Raw genomic sequence first — 16,423 nt, 5'->3', positions numbered from 1 at the left:
CCCTCGTACGCATGACCAGCGACGACTCCGCGCGGCCCGGCCGCCCCCGCTCGATCGACACCCTCGCCGAACTGACCCCGGAGCAGACCGAGGCGGTCCTCGCACTGCTCGGGGAGGCGGCCCGGAACGACGGGCAGCACGCCGTGTCCGAGCAGGGGCGGCTGCACCTGCGCGGTCCCGCCCGGGAGGGCGTCGCGCACCTGCTGCTCACCGTCGACGGCGAACTGGTCGGCTACGCGCAGCTGGAGGGCTCCGACCCCATCGAGCCGCCGGCCGCCGAGCTGGTCGTCCACCCCGCGCACCGGGGCCGGGGACACGGGCGGGCCCTGGGCTCCGCGCTGCTCGCCGCCTCCGGCAAGCGGCTGCGGGTCTGGGCGCACGGCGGCCACTCCGCCGCCCGGCACCTCGCGCAGGTGCTCGGCCTCACCCTGTTCCGGGAACTGCGCCAGATGCGCCGCCCGTTGGCCGGCCTCGACCTGCCGGACCCGCGGCTGCCCGACGGCGTCACCGTCCGCACCTTCGTGCCCGGCCGGGACGACGCGGCCTGGCTCGCGGTGAACGCGGCCGCCTTCGCCCACCACCCCGAGCAGGGCTCCCTCACCCAGCGGGACCTCGACGACCGCGAGGCCGAGGAGTGGTTCGACCCGGCCGGCTTCTTCCTCGCCGAGCGGGCGGGCGAGCTGATCGGCTTCCACTGGACCAAGGTGCACGCCGAGGAGCGCCTGGGCGAGGTGTACGTCCTCGGCATCCGGCCCGACGTGCAGGGCGGCGGCCTGGGCAAGGCCCTGACCACCATCGGCCTGCGGCACCTGGCGGAGCGGGGACTGCCCACGGCGATGCTGTACGTCGACGGCGACAACAAGGCCGCCGTGTCGGTCTACGAGCGCCTGGGCTTCGTCACCCACGAGACGGACCTGATGTACCGCACGGAGTCCTGACCCGCCCTCATCCGGCCCCGCGCCACCGGCGGCGCCCGAGCGGCTCCGGCCCGCACCACGCCCCCGCCACGACCGCCCCGGCGAGCAGCACCGCCCACCGGTCGTGCGCGGCCGCCCACCGGGGATCGCCGGGCGCGACGAACAGCGCCCAGTCCTCCGGCAGCGACAGCGGCGCGAGGACGGCCGCGAGGAGCAGCGCCGCCGCGACGGCCGGCCCGGGCCGCGCCCCCTCCGTCAGCCGTACCGCGGCGGCGGCACCGGCGAGCGCCAGCAGGGCGACCACCGCCGCCTCCAGGGTGATGGCGCCGGCCGGGGGCCGCGAGGCCGAGGGGACGAGCAGCAGCGCGGCCGTCCACCACAGCGCGGCGAGCGGCGCGACCAGGGCCACCCGCAGCGCCTGCCGGACGGGACGCCGGACGGGCACGGGGGCGGTGAGGTGCCGGGCGGGATCGTCCAGGAGGAAGGCCAGCCCGAGGGCGCCGGTGAGAGCGACGCCGCGCAGCAGCGTCAGCGTCTGCCAGGGCGTCGGCTCCGCCCCGGTGGCGGCCGGCACGGCGGCGATCAGCAGGCCGAGCGCGCCCGCCGCCGCCAGTACCCGCCGGGGCAGCGTGCGCCACACCGCGCCGGCCAGGTCCACCGCCGCTACTCGCACGAGTCCGCCTCCCGCGGCCCGGCCACGCCGAGCAGTTCGGCGGCGCGGGCGGTGGTGACGCCGGGCTCGGTCAGCTCGTCCCAGTGCGCCTTCACCCGCTCCCCGGTCCCGCCGGCCGGCTTCTCCAGCAGCCGCCGTACGACGTCCGTCTGGCCCTCCGTCATGGACAGCGGCTCGGTCGGCGACAGCACGATCGCGGACCCGCTCACACTGTCGTCCAGCCGGACCCGGCGCAGGGCGTCCATCGGGTCGTCCTGCCAGCTCAGGGAGAGCCACATGAGGGTGACCATCCGCCCGTCGCACAGCTCACCGCCCGCCTTCTCGCTGCCCGTGACGAGGACGGCGGCGACGGCGCTGGAGAACTCGGGCACCCGGTTGCCGCCCCAGGCGGTGCCCACCGTCACCCGGCCCGGCTCGCTCCGCGGCGGGACCGCGGCGTCGCTGACCAGATCGGCCGCCCCGATCCGCTGGCCCACGACGAGCCGCCGTTCGCGCGCGGTTCCCCCGGCCAGCGCCTGGACCCGGTCGACCACCCCGGCCCAGACACCGACGCGGGGCGCCCACTCGGGGAAGGCGCAGTACGTGGACCTGCCGCGCTCGGTGCACCGCAGCGCGGGGTCCGAGACGGCACGCTCGCGGGCCGCGGTCAGCTCCGGCGACGGCTGCGCGCCCCGGGCCTGGAGGACGCCGCCGGCCACCGCCAGGGCCAGGGTCAGGGCGACGCCCGTACGGACGGCGACGTTCCGTCCGCCGGCGCGCAGCAGCGCGAGGAAGGCCGCGCACAGGGCGATACCGGCCAGGTAGAGGGCGTGCCAGGCGGCGGGCCGCCCCAGCAGGCCGGAGGGCAGGGCGTCGCCGCCGCTCTGCACGACGACCGGCGCCAGCCAGGACACGCCGTCCGCGCCGCCCGAGCCCGAACCCAGGACGAGCAGGTACAGCAACGGCACCACCAGCAGCGGGGCGGCGACCGGTGAGCGCACCAGCGAGGCCACCAGCACGCCGATCGTCCCGGCCGCCAGCACCACCAGCGGGCCCGCGGCCAGCTCGGCCGGCGAACCGTGCCCGACGGCCCCCGGCTTGAGCGCCTCCCAGGTGAACTGCCCGCCCACGCACACCGCGGTGAGCAGGGCGGCCGGCACGACGGACAGCGCGTGCGCGGCCGTACGGCGCCAGGCCGGCATCGCCAGCACCCCGAGGTGCTGCTCGGTGCCGTGCCGTACGGGGCGCAGCGCCGCGAAGTTGGCGGACACCAGGACGGCGAGGCCGACGAGCATCGGCATGGCCTGGGTGTCCCGGTCGGCTTCCTGGAGGGCGGGGTGGCCGTCCCAGGATCCCGGCGTGTGCCAGACGATCCAGGCGGCGTACGCCACGAAGGCCACGACCACGGGGACCCTGGTCAGCAGCCGGCGCGCCTCGAACCGCGCGAGCGCGAGCAGCGCCCCGTTCGAGGAGCCCCGCGCCCCGGTCCCCGCACCGACCGGCGCGTCGACGGCCACGGCGCTCACGCGGCCACCTCCGCCGTGTCGCCGTCGCCGTCGAGGACGAGCAGGTAGCCGTCCTCCAGGGTGGGTTCGGCCAGTTCGGCCCCGGCGGGCGGGTCCCCCACGTTCCGGAAGGATCCCCCTCCGGTCCGCCACCCGGCCTTCGCACCCGGATCCCGGCCGGCACTGCTCCACACCCGCCCTCCCGCACGGGCGGTCAGCTCGGCGGGCGTCCCGTCGAACCGCACCGCGCCCCGGGCCATGACGACGACCCGGTGGCAGAGCATCGCCACGTCCTCGGTCTGGTGGGTGGACAGCAGCACGGTCCGCCCCTCGCCGGCCCCGGCGATCAGCTCCCGGAACCGCATCCGCTGCTCGGGGTCGAGGCCGACGGTGGGTTCGTCCAGCACCAGGAACCCCGGATCACCCACCAGGGCGGCGGCGAGCGCGACCCGCTGCCGCATGCCGCCGGACAGCTTCCTGATCCGCCGCCCCCGCACGTCCCGGAGCCCGACCTCGTCCAGCACCCGCCGCACCTCCCGATGCCGTTCCCCGCGCCCGGCCAGCTCCTTGAGGATCGCGACGTAGTCGACGAACTCGAAGGCGGTGAAGTCCGGGTGGAAACCGGGGGTCTGCGGCAGATAGCCGAGCCGGCGCCGCACCTCCTGCCGTCCGCGCGAGGTCGCCGGGTCGTGCCCGAGCACGGTGAAGGCGCCGCGGTCGGCGGGCACGGCGGTGGCGAGCACGCGCAACAGGGTGGTCTTCCCGGCCCCGTTGGGCCCAAGCAGCCCGGTGACGCCCGGGGTGAGCCGCAGCGACACGTCGTCGAGGGCGCGGGTGCGCCCGTAGTGGAGGCTGAGCCCGGACGCGGACACAGTGGGGGTCATACGTCACTCCTGTACAAGAAGAAGATCGAAAATCCGTCCGCCGAACTCACACGGCCCCCCGCCCGAGCACGTCGAACCGGTCCCGGAAGACGAACAGGAACCCGGCACCGACCAGCACGAGCCCCGCGGACACGCCCTGCCCGGCCGCGGTGAAGGGCGCGAGCGGAGCGCCGGCCCCCCGCTCCGCACTGGCGAGGACCAGCAACGCCACCCACACCGCGCCCACCGCCACCGGCCCGCCCACCGGCCCGAGCCGGGGCGTCAGCGCCAGCCCGGCCGTGGTGAGCGCGAGCCCCGGCAGCAGCCAGGCCAGCGCGGTCAGCCCGTACCCGGGCATGGCCAGGGAGGCGAGCCCGTTCACCCCGAGCGCCACGACCAGCACGGCGACGGTACGGATCATCAGCAGCCGGAAGCCGTGCACCGGCGCGACGACGGCCATCTCGTACGTGGGGTCCATGACGGGCCCGTAGGCGACGGCCACGCCGGCCAGCGGCAGCAGCGGGGCCAGCGCCAGGAACAGGGCGGGCCGCTCGACGGCACCGGCCGAGAAGGCGACGAGGAAGGTCGTCACCAGCACGGCGGCGACGGCACCGAACCAGGACCGGCGCAGCACGGGCGTGGCCGCAAGCAGCCGCGCGGTGCCGTCACCGACCCCGCACCGCACGAGCAGCCCCTCGAACCACCCCGGCCGGGGCGCGTCCAGCTCGGCGTCGAGCCGCTCCCACCCCGCGTCCAGCGCGGCGGGATCACTCAGTTCGGCCAGCACGCCCCGGCAGTGGGCGCACCCGGTCAGATGGGCGTCGGCGGACCACAGCAGGGGCACCGCCAGCTCCCCGCGGGCGTAGTCCCGCAGATCGCCCTCCGCGACATGCCATCCGTCCACGTCACTCATGCCAGCGCCTCCCGCAACTGCCGGCGGGCCCGCATGGCCCGCGTCTTGACCGTGCCCGGCGGAATGCCGAGCAGGACCGCCGCCTCGCGGGTGGTCAGCCCGTCGACGACGGTCGCCTGGAGCACCGCGCGCAGCTCGGGCGAGAGCCGTACGAGCGCGCCGGCGAGGTCGCCGTGCTCGACCCCGGCGAGGACGCGCTCCTCCGCCGAGACCTCGTCCCGGTGCCGCAGCCGCGCGAGCGCCTGCCGCAGCCGGCCCCGCGCCCCGTCGCCGCGCAGCACGTCCACGAGCCGCCGCGACCCGATGCGCCACAGCCACCCGGCCACGTCCCCGTCGTGCCGGTACCGCGCGCTGCCGCGCCACACCGCGAGGAACGTCTCCTGCACCACGTCGTCGACGACGCCGGGATCCGCGCAGCGGCTGCGCATGCGGGCGGTCAGCCAGGGCGCGTACCGGCGGTACAGCTCCTCGAACGCCCGCCGGTCACCGTCCCCCGCGACGGCCCGCAGCAGCTCCCCGTCGCTTCTCGTCTCACTCACGTCCCCTCATCGCACGAGCCCCCCGGATCGGTTCACGCCCCCACCCTGCGGGCCGCTCCACGGGGTGCGGCGCCCCGGGGTGCGGCGTCACCCGGCGTGGGTGGCGGGTGACGCGGGCCGGCGTTCCCTGGTCACCCGGCGTGGGTGGCGGGTGACGCGGGCCGGCGTTCCCTGGTCACCCGGCGTGGGTGCGGGCCGGGGGTGGGTGACGCAACCCGGCGTAACGGGGTGCCGCTGCGCCCACCCGTGCCGCCCCAGCGGCACGACTGCCCGCAGCTGGGTGGGAGAGCCGCGGACGGCGAGAAGGGGGTGTGCCGGGGGGTGTCCGCCCGCAGCGGTTGGCGCGTCAACGCCCCTGGGATCTTGAGACACCGATTCCGCGCCGTTCCGAAGACGGACACCCCCCGGCGCACCCCCGACCCCAAACGCACCGCACCGCGCTACACGCACCCCCACCGAACCAGCCACAGGCCGCCGCAGGCATCGCACCCCCAACCGCCGGAGGCACCCCGCAGGCATCGCACCCACAACCGCCGGAGGCAAGCCGCTTCCCCACACGTCATGTCCCCGTAACCATCGATTCAGACTCCCTTGCGACCCTCACCCAATGCAGCCCACCGAGCCAGAGCATTCCGTGCCCTCCGACGCGCCTGTCCGGCGCCCGGCGCGGAAGAATGGGTTCATGAGGCAGCCGAAGAGCCAGGCAGAGGTCCAGCAGGTCCAGCACACCCAGCCCTCCGTGGGCTCCATCGCCGCGCACCGCTCCCACACCGTGGCCGCCACGGTCTCCGACCTGGAACCCGACATCGACGCCGACCTCGACGCGTACGAGGAGTCGGAGGAGTCCCAGGCCGGCGGCGCCCAGCTCCCGCAGGGCCGCTTCCTCGACCGCGAACGCAGCTGGCTCGCCTTCAACGAACGCGTCCTCGAACTCGCCGAGGACCCGAACACCCCCCTCCTGGAGCGGGCCAACTTCCTCGCGATCTTCGCCAGCAACCTGGACGAGTTCTTCATGGTCCGCGTCGCCGGCCTCAAGCGCCGCATCGCGACCGGCGTAGCCACCCGCTCCGCCTCCGGCCTCCAGCCCCGCGAGGTGCTGGACATGATCTGGGCCCGCTCGCGCGAGCTCATGGCCCGCCACGCCGCCTGCTTCCACGAGGACGTCGCCCCCGCGCTCGCCGAGGAGGGCATCCACCTCGTCCGCTGGAGCGAGCTGGCCGAGAAGGAGCAGGCCCGCCTCTTCACGCTCTTCCGGCACCAGATCTTCCCGGTCCTCACCCCCCTCGCGGTCGACCCGGCCCACCCCTTCCCGTACATCTCGGGCCTGTCCCTCAACCTCGCGGTCGTCGTCCGCAACCCCGTCACGGGCCACCGCCACTTCGCCCGCGTCAAGGTCCCGCCGCTGCTCTCCCGCTTCCTGGAGGCCTCCCCGGGCCGCTACGTCCCCATCGAGGACGTCATCGCCGCCCACCTGGAAGAGCTGTTCCCCGGCATGGAGGTCCTGGAGCACCACGCCTTCCGCCTCACCCGCAACGAGGACCTGGAGGTCGAGGAGGACGACGCCGAGAACCTCCTCCAGGCCCTCGAGAAGGAGCTGATGCGGCGCCGCTTCGGCCCGCCCGTCCGCCTGGAGGTCGAGGAGAGCGTGGACCGCGAGGTCCTGGACCTCCTCGTCCGCGAGCTGAAGATCGGCGAGGCGGAGGTCTACCCCCTCCCCGGCCCCCTGGACCTCACCGGCCTCTTCCGCATCCACAGCCTGGACCGCCCCGAGCTGAAGTACCCGAAGTTCGTCGCCGGCACCCACCGCGACCTGGCCGAGGTGGAGTCCGCCTCCGCGCCCGACATCTTCGCCGCGCTGCGCAGCAGGGACGTCCTCCTGCACCACCCGTACGACTCCTTCTCGACCTCCGTGCAGGCCTTCCTGGAGCAGGCCGCGGCCGACCCGGACGTCCTCGCGATCAAGCAGACGCTGTACCGCACCTCGGGCGACTCCCCGATAGTGGACGCGCTGATCGACGCGGCCGAGTCGGGCAAGCAGGTCCTCGTCCTGGTGGAGATCAAGGCCCGCTTCGACGAGCACGCGAACATCAAGTGGGCCCGCAAGCTGGAGGAGGCCGGCTGCCACGTGGTCTACGGCCTGGTCGGCCTGAAGACCCACTGCAAGCTGTCCCTGGTGGTCCGCCAGGAGGGCGAGACCCTGCGCCGCTACAGCCACGTGGGCACCGGCAACTACCACCCGAAGACGGCCCGCCTGTACGAGGACCTCGGCCTGCTCACCGCGGACCCGCAGGTCGGCGCGGACCTCTCCGACCTGTTCAACCGCCTCTCCGGCTACTCGCGCCGCGAGACCTACCGCCGCCTCCTGGTCGCGCCCAAGTCCCTGCGCGACGGCCTGGTCTCCCGGATACACAAGGAGATCCAGCACCACCACGCCGGCCGCCCCGCGTACATACGCATCAAGGTCAACTCGATGGTCGACGAGGCCGTGGTCGACGCCTGCTACCGGGCGTCCCAGGCCGGCGTCCCCGTCGACGTGTGGGTGCGCGGCATCTGCGCGGTGCGCCCGGGCGTGGAGGGCCTGTCGGAGAACATCAGGGTCCGCTCGGTCCTGGGCCGCTTCCTCGAACACTCCCGGGTCTTCGCCTTCGGCAACGGCGGCGAACCGGAGGTCTGGTTCGGCAGCGCCGACATGATGCACCGCAACCTCGACCGCCGGATAGAGGCCCTGGTCCGGGTCACCGACCCGGCCCACCGGGCGGCCCTGAACCGGCTCCTCGAGACCGGTATGTCCGACGGCACCGCCTCCTGGCACCTCGGCCCGGACGGCGAGTGGACCCGGCACGCGACCGACGCGGACGGCCAGCCCCTGCGCAACGTCCAGGAGATGCTCATAGACGCCCGGAGGCGCCGGCGTGGCACAGCGACACCTTGACCCGACGGACCGGGCCCCCGCGGGGGCGTCCCCCGGCCCGCACACCCCCGGGGACCCGCACCCGCACCCGACCCCGGACGCACCGCCCCCGCCCCCGCACTCCCACCCGGACACCGACGCCCTGGCGTCCTACCTCCGGGCCCAGGCGACGGAGTTCCTCCGGGCCCTGCGCAGGCACCGCGAGTCGGGCGCGTCACCGAACGGGGCGTCCCCCGCGGCCAGGTCGGCGACGCCCCCCGCCCCGTCCACCGGCCACGTGGACACGGCCCGCGCCCTGCGCCGCGCGGCCCGCCGCCTCAGCGGCACCCTGCACACCTTCCAGCCCCTGCTGGACGCCGACTGGGCCGAGACGATGCGCCCGGAGCTGGCCTGGCTGTCGGGCACGCTGGCGATGGAGCACGAGTACGCGTCCCGCCTGGAACGCCTGCTCCAGGCCCTGCACCGGCTCTCCGGCTCACCGTCGCTCCCTGCCCCGCGCCCGGTGACCGGCCGTACGGCCGCGACACCGGTGCCGTTCGCCACGCCCCCCGGAACCTCCGGCACCCCCGGCACCCCCGCACCGCCCACCACCCAGCCGGACCGCGGCAACCTCACCGTCGGCGCGGCCAAGGCGGGCGCGCTGCTGGACCGGCAGCTGACCCTGGCCCGCACCCGGGCCCACTCCACCGCGCTCCAGGCGCTGGGCAGCAGCCGCTTCCACGCGGTCGCCGACAAGGTCGCCTTACTGGCCAGCGAGGTCCCCCTGCGGGCCACCGGCCCCCTCACCGCCCCGGCGGCCGCCACCGCCGCCGACCTCCGTCCGCTGGCCACCGCCGCGAAGGACCGCCTGGCCGACGCCGTGGCCGCCCTGCCACTGGTCACCGCGGGCAGCCCGTACAACGCCCAGGCCCTGGTCCACGGCCTCTCCCCGGACCCGTCGCCCCACCCGCAGGACGCCCCCTGGCACCAGGTCCGCCTGCTCCTGCGCCTGCACCGGTACGCCGTCGAGGTGCTGACCGGCGCGTACCCGGGGGCCGCCGCGGACTCCGGCGGGACCGAGGGCGCCGACGGCTGCGCGGACGTACGCCTGATCGCGGCGGGCGAGGCCCTGGACCGGCACCGCGACGCCTCGGAGGCCGCCGCGGCCGCGGCCCAGGCGGCCCGTACGCCGCGCATCGCGCCGGCGACGGCGTACGCGCTGGGCGTGCTCCACGCGGATCAGCGGCATGAGGTGGAGGCGGCGAGGTACGCGTTCCAGCACAGCTGGCGCAAGGAACCGGTCCGGCTGCCGTAGGACTCCCCCGGGACAGGAGGCGTGAGCGCACCGTGGTGACCCCCGGCGACACCGTCCAGGCGGCCGGCTGCGTCCTGTGGCGCACCGCCCCCGGGCGCCCCCGGGTGCTGGAGCTGTGCCTCGTCCACCGCCCGAAGTACGACGACTGGTCGCACCCCAAGGGCAAGCTCAAGCGCGGCGAGGACCACCTCACGGCGGCGCTGCGCGAGGTGGCGGAGGAGACCGGCTACGCCGCCCGGCCCGGCGTCGAGCTGCCCACCCTGCGCTACCCGGCGAACGGCCGGCCCAAGGAGGTCCGCTACTGGGCGGCGGCCGCCCTCACCGGCGCCTTCGCCCCGTCCGACGAGGTCGACCGCATCCTGTGGCTGGAGCCGGCGGCCGCCCGGGCCCGCCTCACCCAGCCCCGCGACCGCGACCTCGTCGACGCCCTGCTGGCCACCCGCCCGCCCGGAACCGCTCCGTGTCCTTGACGTAAGCGTTCCGTGACCTCACCGCACCGTCCACAGGGGTTCACCCCGCGTTCATTTACGCCCATCGGCGGCTTCACCTGTTCTGCCTAATTTCGGCCTTAGCCGGTACGGGCCGCATCCGAAAACGCGTCCGTATCCCAGCTCGCAGAACGCACCACCCTTACCGCAGAACGCTCCACGCGCCCTGCGTCGAAGTCCTCGCACGCCGCCGGATTCAGGACGGCGGCTCCTGGAAGGAACTCCCTCAAGTGAAGCTTCAGCGCATGAACCGGCGGGCCCTCGCTCTCGGTGCTCTCGCCGTCTCCGGCGCCCTGGCCCTCACGGCGTGCGGCTCCGACGACACCGGCGGCAACAGCGGTGGCAGCGGCGACAGCAGCAACGCCGCCAGCAACAGCAACATCAAGTGCGAGGACGCCAAGGGCCAGCTCCAGGCCTCCGGCTCCTCGGCCCAGAAGAACGCGATCGACGCCTGGGTCAAGCAGTACGTCGCCGCCTGCAAGGGCGTGCAGATCAACTACAACCCGACCGGCTCGGGCGCGGGCATCACCGCGTTCACGCAGGGCCAGACGGCGTTCGCCGGTTCGGACTCCGCGCTCAAGCCCGAAGAGGTCGAGGCCTCCAAGAAGGTCTGCAAGGACGGCCAGGCCATCAACCTGCCGATGGTCGGCGGCCCGATCGCGGTCGGCTTCAACGTCCCCGGCGTCGACACCCTCAACCTGGACGCCGCGACGCTCGCCAAGATCTTCGACAGCAAGATCACCAACTGGAACGACGCGGCGATCGCCAAGCTCAACCCCGACGCGAAGCTGCCCGACCTGAAGATCCAGGCCTTCCACCGCTCGGACGAGTCCGGCACCACGGACAACTTCACCAAGTACCTGAAGGCCGCCGCGCCCGAGGACTGGAAGTACGAGGGCGGCAAGTCCTGGGAGGCCAAGGGCGGCCAGTCCGCGCAGGGCTCCTCCGGCCTGGCCTCCCAGGTGAAGCAGACCTCCGGCTCCATCTCGTACTTCGAGCTGTCGTACGCGAAGGAAGGCATCAAGACGGTCGACGTCAAGACCGCCGCCGCCGAGCCGGTCAAGGCCACCGTCGAGAACGCCACCGCCGCCATCGGCGCGGCCAAGGTCGTCGGCACCGGCAAGGACCTCGCCCTGGAGCTGGACTACACCCCGGACGCCGCCGGCGCCTACCCGATCGTCCTGGTGACGTACGAGATCGCCTGCGACAAGGGCAACAAGGCGGAGACCCTGCCCGCCACCAAGTCCTTCCTGAACTACATCGCCTCGGAGGACGGCCAGGGCCAGCTGGCGGACGCCGGCTACGCCCCGATGCCCACCGAGATCATCACCAAGGTCCGCGAGACCATCTCGGGCCTGAGCTGACCCGAGTGCGGTCCGGCCCCCCACCCCGGGGCCGGACCGCACCGTCCGGTGCACCGCCGCCAGGAGCCCCCCGCGGGCTCCGCCCGAGCCGCCGCCCACGACGGCTCCGCAGACCGGAGAACCCGATGGACATAACCACGGACACCCAGAAGCCGACACCCTCCCCCGCACCCGGGCCCACCGGCCCCGGTGACCAGCGCGCCGCCCGCGGCGCCACCCGCCCCGGCGACCGGATCTTCCTCGGGCTCTCCCGCGGTTCCGGCATCCTGGTGCTGGTCATCATGGCCGCCATCGCGGCCTTCCTCACCTACCGCGCGATCCTCGCGATCAGCAAGGACGAGGCCAACTTCTTCACCACCTTCGAGTGGAACCCGAGCGGCGTCCCCGCCGAGTTCGGCATCGCGGTCCTGGCCTTCGGCACCATCGTGTCGTCGATCATCGCCATGGTCATCGCGGTCCCGATCGCGGTCGGCATCGCGCTGTTCATCACGCACTACGCACCGCGCCGGCTGGGCGGCCCGATCGCCTACGTGATCGACCTGCTCGCCGCGGTGCCCTCGATCGTCTACGGCCTGTGGGGCGCGCTCGTCCTCGTGCCGCACCTGAACGGCCTCTACGGCTGGCTGGACCAGTACCTCGGCTGGACCGGGATCCTGGAGTGGAACGGCGGCGCCCCGCGCTCGCTGTTCACCGTGGGCATCCTGCTCGCGATCATGATCCTGCCGATCATCACCAACGTCAGCCGCGAGGTCTTCCGGCAGGTCCCGCGCATGCACGAGGAGGCCGCCCTGGCCCTCGGCGCCACGCGCTGGGAGGTCATCCGGATGTCGGTGATCCCGTTCGGCCGCTCCGGCGTCATCTCCGCCTCGATGCTCGGACTCGGCCGCGCGCTCGGCGAGACGATGGCCGTCGCGATGGTCCTCTCGCCGACCTTCGACATCAGTCCCAGCCTGCTCGACCCGGGCGGCGGCACCTTCGCGCAGAACATCGCCAGCAAGTTCAACGAGGCGACCGTGATGGGCCAGGACGCGCTGATCGCCTCCGGTCTGGTCCTCTTCGTGATCACCCTGGCCGTCAACGGCGCGGCCCGCATGATCATCGCCCGCCGCAAGGAGTACTCGGGGGCCAACGCATGAGCCACGCAACCCTTACCCCCAAGAGCCGCAGCTCCCTGCGCGGCGCGACCCTGCCCAAGTGGTTCCCCTGGGCGGTCGCCGGCGGATCGGTCCTGCTCGGCCTGGGCATCAGCGCCGCGGCCGGCCTGCACAGCAGCATCCAGTGGGCGCTGATCGCCGCGGTGCTCTTCGTCGCCGGCTCGTACGGCATCTCGGCGCGCGTCGAGGGCGTGCGCCAGGCCAAGGACCGGGTGGCGACCAGCATGGTCTGGGTCGCCTTCCTGATGGCGCTGATCCCGCTGCTCTCCCTGATCTGGGAGACCGTGAAGCAGGGCGTGAAGGTCCTCGACGGCTACTTCCTCAGCCACTCGATGGGCGTGGTCGCCGACAGCGAGCCCGGCGGCGGCATCTACCACGCCATCCTCGGCACCCTGGAGCAGGTCGGCCTCGCCACCCTGTTCTCCGTGCCGATCGGCGTGCTCACCGCGATCTACCTCGTCGAGTACGGCCGCGGCCGGCTCGCCAAGGCCGTCACCTTCTTCGTCGACGTCATGACGGGCATCCCGTCGATCGTCGCGGGCCTGTTCGTCCTCAGCCTGTGGGTCCTGATCCTCGACATGGGCCCGTCCGGCATCGCCGGTTCCTTCGCCCTGTGCATCCTGATGATCCCGGTGGTCGTCCGGTCCACCGAGGAGATGCTCAAGCTCGTCCCGAACGAGCTGCGCGAGGCGTCGCTCGCCCTGGGCGTGCCCAAGTGGCGCACGATCCTCAAGGTGGTCCTGCCGACGTCGATCGGCGGCATCGTCACCGGCGTCATGCTGGCCGTCGCCCGCATCACCGGTGAGACGGCCCCCGTGCTGCTGCTGGTCTGGGGCACCGACTTCATCAACGCGAACCCGTTCCAGGATCCGCAGGAGTCGCTGCCGATGTACATCTACCTCCAGTACAGCGCGGGCTCCGACCCGGCCTACGACCGTGCCTGGGCGGCGGCCCTGACGCTCATCGCGTTCATCATGATCCTCAACCTGGCGGCCCGCGGCATCGCGCGCTGGAAGGCACCGAAGACGGGTCGCTGACGCGACCGGCGGAAACAGTCAGCGACCTGACCCGAGAGAAGCAGTGATACCCATGGCCAAGCGCATAGATGTCAGCGGCCTCAACGCCTACTACAGCTCCTTCCTGGCCATCGAGGACATCTCGATGACCGTCGAGCCCCGCTCCGTGACGGCCTTCATCGGCCCCTCCGGCTGCGGCAAGTCCACCTTCCTGCGCACGCTCAACCGCATGCACGAGGTCACCCCGGGCGGCCGGGTGGACGGCAAGGTCATGCTGGACGACGAGAACCTCTACGGCGCCGGCATCGACCCGGTCGCCGTGCGCCGCGAGGTCGGCATGGTCTTCCAGCGCCCGAACCCCTTCCCGACGATGTCGGTCTACGACAACGTGGCGGCGGGCCTGCGCCTCAACGGCAAGTACAAGAAGTCCCAGCTGGACGACGTCGTCGAGAAGTCCCTGCGGGGCGCCAACCTCTGGAACGAGGTCAAGGACCGCCTGAACAAGCCGGGCTCCGGACTCTCCGGCGGCCAGCAGCAGCGCCTGTGCATCGCGCGGGCGATCGCGGTCGAGCCGAACGTCCTGCTCATGGACGAGCCCTGCTCCGCCCTCGACCCGATCTCCACCCTCGCGATCGAGGACCTGATCGGCGAGCTGAAGGAGCGCTTCACGATCGTCATCGTGACGCACAACATGCAGCAGGCGGCGCGCGTCTCCGACCGCACGGCGTTCTTCAACCTGGCGGCCGTCGGCCAGCCCGGCAAGCTGATCGAGATCGACGACACGGAGCGCATCTTCTCCAACCCGTCGGTCCAGGCCACCGAGGACTACATCTCCGGCCGCTTCGGCTAGAGGCCCCTCCCGATCCCCTCGCGGTGCTGCATGGCGGTGCCACCGCGAGGAGCACAAGGGCCCGCCCCCGAAGCCCGGGGGCGGGCCCTCCGTCTTCGCACCGGCCGGTGCGCCCGGCCGCTACAGGACCACCAGGTCCACGATCCAGAACGACACCGCCGCCACCACGGCGGCCGCCGGCATGGTGATGAACCACCCCATGATGATGTTCTTGGCGACGCCCCACCGCACGGCGTTCACCCGCTTCGTCGCCCCCACACCCATGATCGCGGAGGTGATCACGTGGGTGGTGGAGATGGGCGCGTGGAACAGGAACGCCGAACCGAACATGATCGACGCACCCGTCGTCTCGGCGGCGAACCCCTGCGGCGGGTCCAGCTCGATGATCTTGCGGCCCAGCGTCCGCATGATCCGCCAGCCGCCCGCGTACGTCCCCGCGGACAGCATCAGCGCACAGGCGATCTTCACCCAGACCGGGATGGGGTCGCCGTAGTCCTCGACGTCGGCGATGACCAGCGCCATCACCACGATGCCCATCGTCTTCTGGGCGTCCTGGAGGCCGTGCCCCAGCGCCATGCCGGCCGCCGACACCGTCTGCGCGATGCGGAAGCCCCGCTTGGCCTTGTGCGGGTTGGCCCGCCGGAACATCCACATGATCGCGGTCATCACCAGGTAGCCGGCGACCAGGCCGACGACCGGGGACACGAACATCGGGATGACGATCTTGTCGACGACGCCGTGCCAGTACACGGTCGTACTGCCCGCCAGCGCCGCCCCGACCATGCCGCCGAACAGCGCGTGCGAGGAGGACGAGGGCAGGCCGAAGTACCAGGTGATGAGGTTCCAGACGATCGCGCCGATCAGCGCGGCGAAGAGGATGCCCATCCCCTTCGACCCCTCGGGCGTCTCGATCAGCCCCTCGCTGACGGTCTTGGCGACCCCCGAGCCGAGGAACGCGCCGGCGAGGTTCATGACGGCGGCCATCGCGAGCGCCGCCCGGGGCGTCAGCGCGCGGGTCGACACGGACGTCGCGATCGCGTTCGCCGAGTCGTGGAAGCCGTTGGTGTACGTGAAGAAGAGCGCGACCCCGATGGTCACGACCAGAGCGAAGGTGTCCATGAAGCGGTCAGGACTCCTTGACGGCGATGGTCTCCACCGTGTTCGCCACGTGCTCGAAGGCGTCGGCCGCTTCCTCCAGCACATCCACGATCTGCTTGAGCTTGAGCACCTCGATGGCCTCGTACTTGCCGTTGAAGAGGTGGGCGAGCAGCTTGCGGTGGATCTGGTCGGCCTGGTTCTCCAGGCGGTTGACCTCGATCCAGTACTCGGTGAGGTTGTCCATGGTGCGCAGGTTCGGCATGGCCTCGGCGGTCAGCTCGGCGGCCCGCGCCAGCACCTCGATCTGCTGCTCGACGCCCTTGGGCAGTTCCTCGACGTTGTAGAGGACGACCAGGTCGACGGCCTCCTCCATGAAGTCCATGATGTCGTCGAGGGACGACGCGAGGTTGTAGATGTCCTCGCGGTCGAAGGGCGTGATGAACGAGGAGTTCAACTGGTGGAAGATCGCGTGCGTGGCGTCGTCACCCGCGTGTTCGGCGGCCCGCATACGCTCTGCGATCTCGGCCCGGGCGGATGCGTCCGCCCCGAGCAGTTCCATCAGGAGTTTCGAGCCCGTGACGATGTTGTCCGCGGAGGCGGCGAACATGTCGTAGAAGCTCGTCTCCCTGGGGGTCAGACGAAAGCGCACGTGGGGTCCTCGGGGTGCATGGGTGTCGGTCAGGCTGATGCTAGGCGCATCATCCGGCCACGGCTAACGGGCCGTCCCCCAGTGTCGCCCATCAGGCAGAGTGATGAGCAGGGGGGCGACGTCGGCCGCTCCGGCAAGGGCCCCTTACCCGGGAAAGTTCGTTACCATATACCCATCAGGGGTATATATCGCCACCGCGCGACACCCACC

At 72.8% G+C, this 16,423-nt stretch carries 15 protein-coding genes; 8 read left to right on the top strand and 7 right to left on the bottom strand.

Annotation, left to right across the window (positions count from 1 at the left end; all coding sequences use genetic code 11):
- The first annotated feature begins 11 nt into the window (after positions 1-11).
- On the top strand, positions 12-938 hold the full coding sequence (gene mshD, locus IE108_RS31955) for a mycothiol synthase (protein ID WP_064728629.1): 927 nt from the start codon (positions 12-14) through the stop codon (positions 936-938).
- Positions 939-945: 7 nt separating this feature from the next.
- Here mshD and IE108_RS31950 read toward each other — a convergent pair whose 3' ends face one another.
- Genes IE108_RS31950 through IE108_RS31930 form a run of 5 tightly spaced genes read right to left on the bottom strand, consistent with a single transcriptional unit; the run spans position 946 to position 5,389 of the window.
- The gene (locus IE108_RS31950) at positions 946-1,590 is read right to left on the bottom strand and encodes an ABC transporter (RefSeq protein ID WP_229852568.1); all 645 of its coding nucleotides are present in this window, start codon (positions 1,588-1,590) and stop codon (positions 946-948) included.
- Positions 1,581-3,095, bottom strand: coding sequence for a hypothetical protein (locus IE108_RS31945; protein WP_064728631.1), 1,515 nt, complete (start codon positions 3,093-3,095; stop codon positions 1,581-1,583). Before IE108_RS31945 ends, IE108_RS31950 begins: the two co-directional genes overlap by 10 nt.
- Positions 3,092-3,958: an ABC transporter ATP-binding protein gene (locus IE108_RS31940; RefSeq protein WP_064728632.1), complete on the bottom strand. Its 867-nt coding sequence runs from the start codon at positions 3,956-3,958 to the stop codon at positions 3,092-3,094. Before IE108_RS31940 ends, IE108_RS31945 begins: the two co-directional genes overlap by 4 nt.
- Before the next feature lie 46 nt (positions 3,959-4,004).
- Positions 4,005-4,850 (bottom strand): hypothetical protein, encoded by an 846-nt coding sequence (locus IE108_RS31935; protein WP_064728633.1) that lies wholly within the window; start codon positions 4,848-4,850, stop codon positions 4,005-4,007.
- Positions 4,847-5,389, bottom strand: coding sequence for an RNA polymerase sigma factor (locus tag IE108_RS31930; protein ID WP_064728634.1), 543 nt, complete (start codon positions 5,387-5,389; stop codon positions 4,847-4,849). Before IE108_RS31930 ends, IE108_RS31935 begins: the two co-directional genes overlap by 4 nt.
- A 682-nt stretch (positions 5,390-6,071) precedes the next feature.
- On the opposite strand from IE108_RS31930, the gene IE108_RS31925 reads away from it, so the two are divergent.
- The 7 genes from IE108_RS31925 to pstB all read left to right on the top strand — a co-directional run bounded on the left by IE108_RS31925 (position 6,072) and on the right by pstB (position 14,466).
- Positions 6,072-8,321: an RNA degradosome polyphosphate kinase gene (locus IE108_RS31925; protein ID WP_064728635.1), complete on the top strand. Its 2,250-nt coding sequence runs from the start codon at positions 6,072-6,074 to the stop codon at positions 8,319-8,321.
- On the top strand, positions 8,302-9,594 hold the full coding sequence (locus IE108_RS31920) for a CHAD domain-containing protein (protein WP_079163564.1): 1,293 nt from the start codon (positions 8,302-8,304) through the stop codon (positions 9,592-9,594). Before IE108_RS31925 ends, IE108_RS31920 begins: the two co-directional genes overlap by 20 nt.
- A 32-nt stretch (positions 9,595-9,626) precedes the next feature.
- Positions 9,627-10,064, top strand: a complete 438-nt coding sequence (locus IE108_RS31915) for an NUDIX hydrolase (RefSeq protein ID WP_372462956.1) — start codon at positions 9,627-9,629, stop codon at positions 10,062-10,064.
- A 248-nt stretch (positions 10,065-10,312) separates the two neighbouring features.
- Positions 10,313-11,446 (top strand): phosphate ABC transporter substrate-binding protein PstS, encoded by a 1,134-nt coding sequence (gene pstS / locus IE108_RS31910; protein WP_189397812.1) that lies wholly within the window; start codon positions 10,313-10,315, stop codon positions 11,444-11,446.
- 125 nt (positions 11,447-11,571) lie between these two features.
- Positions 11,572-12,582: a phosphate ABC transporter permease subunit PstC gene (pstC, locus tag IE108_RS31905; protein ID WP_064728638.1), complete on the top strand. Its 1,011-nt coding sequence runs from the start codon at positions 11,572-11,574 to the stop codon at positions 12,580-12,582.
- Positions 12,579-13,637 carry a phosphate ABC transporter permease PstA gene (gene pstA, locus IE108_RS31900; RefSeq protein ID WP_064728639.1) on the top strand — a complete coding sequence of 353 codons (1,059 nt, stop codon included), beginning with the start codon at positions 12,579-12,581 and terminating at the stop codon, positions 13,635-13,637. The genes pstC and pstA overlap by 4 nt, the downstream gene beginning before the upstream one ends.
- Positions 13,638-13,689: 52 nt before the next feature.
- Positions 13,690-14,466: a phosphate ABC transporter ATP-binding protein PstB gene (pstB, locus tag IE108_RS31895; protein WP_064728640.1), complete on the top strand. Its 777-nt coding sequence runs from the start codon at positions 13,690-13,692 to the stop codon at positions 14,464-14,466.
- Between the two features lie 120 nt (positions 14,467-14,586).
- Here the strand turns inward: pstB and pitH are convergent, their stop codons facing one another.
- Positions 14,587-15,585 carry a low-affinity phosphate transporter PitH gene (gene pitH, locus IE108_RS31890; protein WP_064728641.1) on the bottom strand — a complete coding sequence of 333 codons (999 nt, stop codon included), beginning with the start codon at positions 15,583-15,585 and terminating at the stop codon, positions 14,587-14,589.
- Positions 15,586-15,592: 7 nt separating this feature from the next.
- Positions 15,593-16,213, bottom strand: coding sequence for a DUF47 domain-containing protein (locus IE108_RS31885; RefSeq protein WP_003974832.1), 621 nt, complete (start codon positions 16,211-16,213; stop codon positions 15,593-15,595).
- Positions 16,214-16,423 lie beyond the last annotated feature (210 nt).

Origin of the sequence: Streptomyces parvulus (assembly GCF_014648855.1) — a bacterium.
Lineage (GTDB): Bacteria > Actinomycetota > Actinomycetes > Streptomycetales > Streptomycetaceae > Streptomyces > Streptomyces parvulus.
This window is presented reverse-complemented; position numbering and strand designations above follow the sequence as displayed.

Coding starts and splice junctions, on each gene's coding strand:
- IE108_RS31940 (WP_064728632.1), bottom strand. CDS start 3,958: ATGACCCCCACTGTGTCCGCGTCCGGGCTCAGCCTCCACTACGGGCGC.
- mshD (WP_064728629.1), top strand. CDS start 12: ATGACCAGCGACGACTCCGCGCGGCCCGGCCGCCCCCGCTCGATCGAC.
- pstB (WP_064728640.1), top strand. CDS start 13,690: ATGGCCAAGCGCATAGATGTCAGCGGCCTCAACGCCTACTACAGCTCC.
- IE108_RS31925 (WP_064728635.1), top strand. CDS start 6,072: ATGAGGCAGCCGAAGAGCCAGGCAGAGGTCCAGCAGGTCCAGCACACC.
- pitH (WP_064728641.1), bottom strand. CDS start 15,585: ATGGACACCTTCGCTCTGGTCGTGACCATCGGGGTCGCGCTCTTCTTC.
- IE108_RS31935 (WP_064728633.1), bottom strand. CDS start 4,850: ATGAGTGACGTGGACGGATGGCATGTCGCGGAGGGCGATCTGCGGGAC.
- pstC (WP_064728638.1), top strand. CDS start 11,572: ATGGACATAACCACGGACACCCAGAAGCCGACACCCTCCCCCGCACCC.
- pstA (WP_064728639.1), top strand. CDS start 12,579: ATGAGCCACGCAACCCTTACCCCCAAGAGCCGCAGCTCCCTGCGCGGC.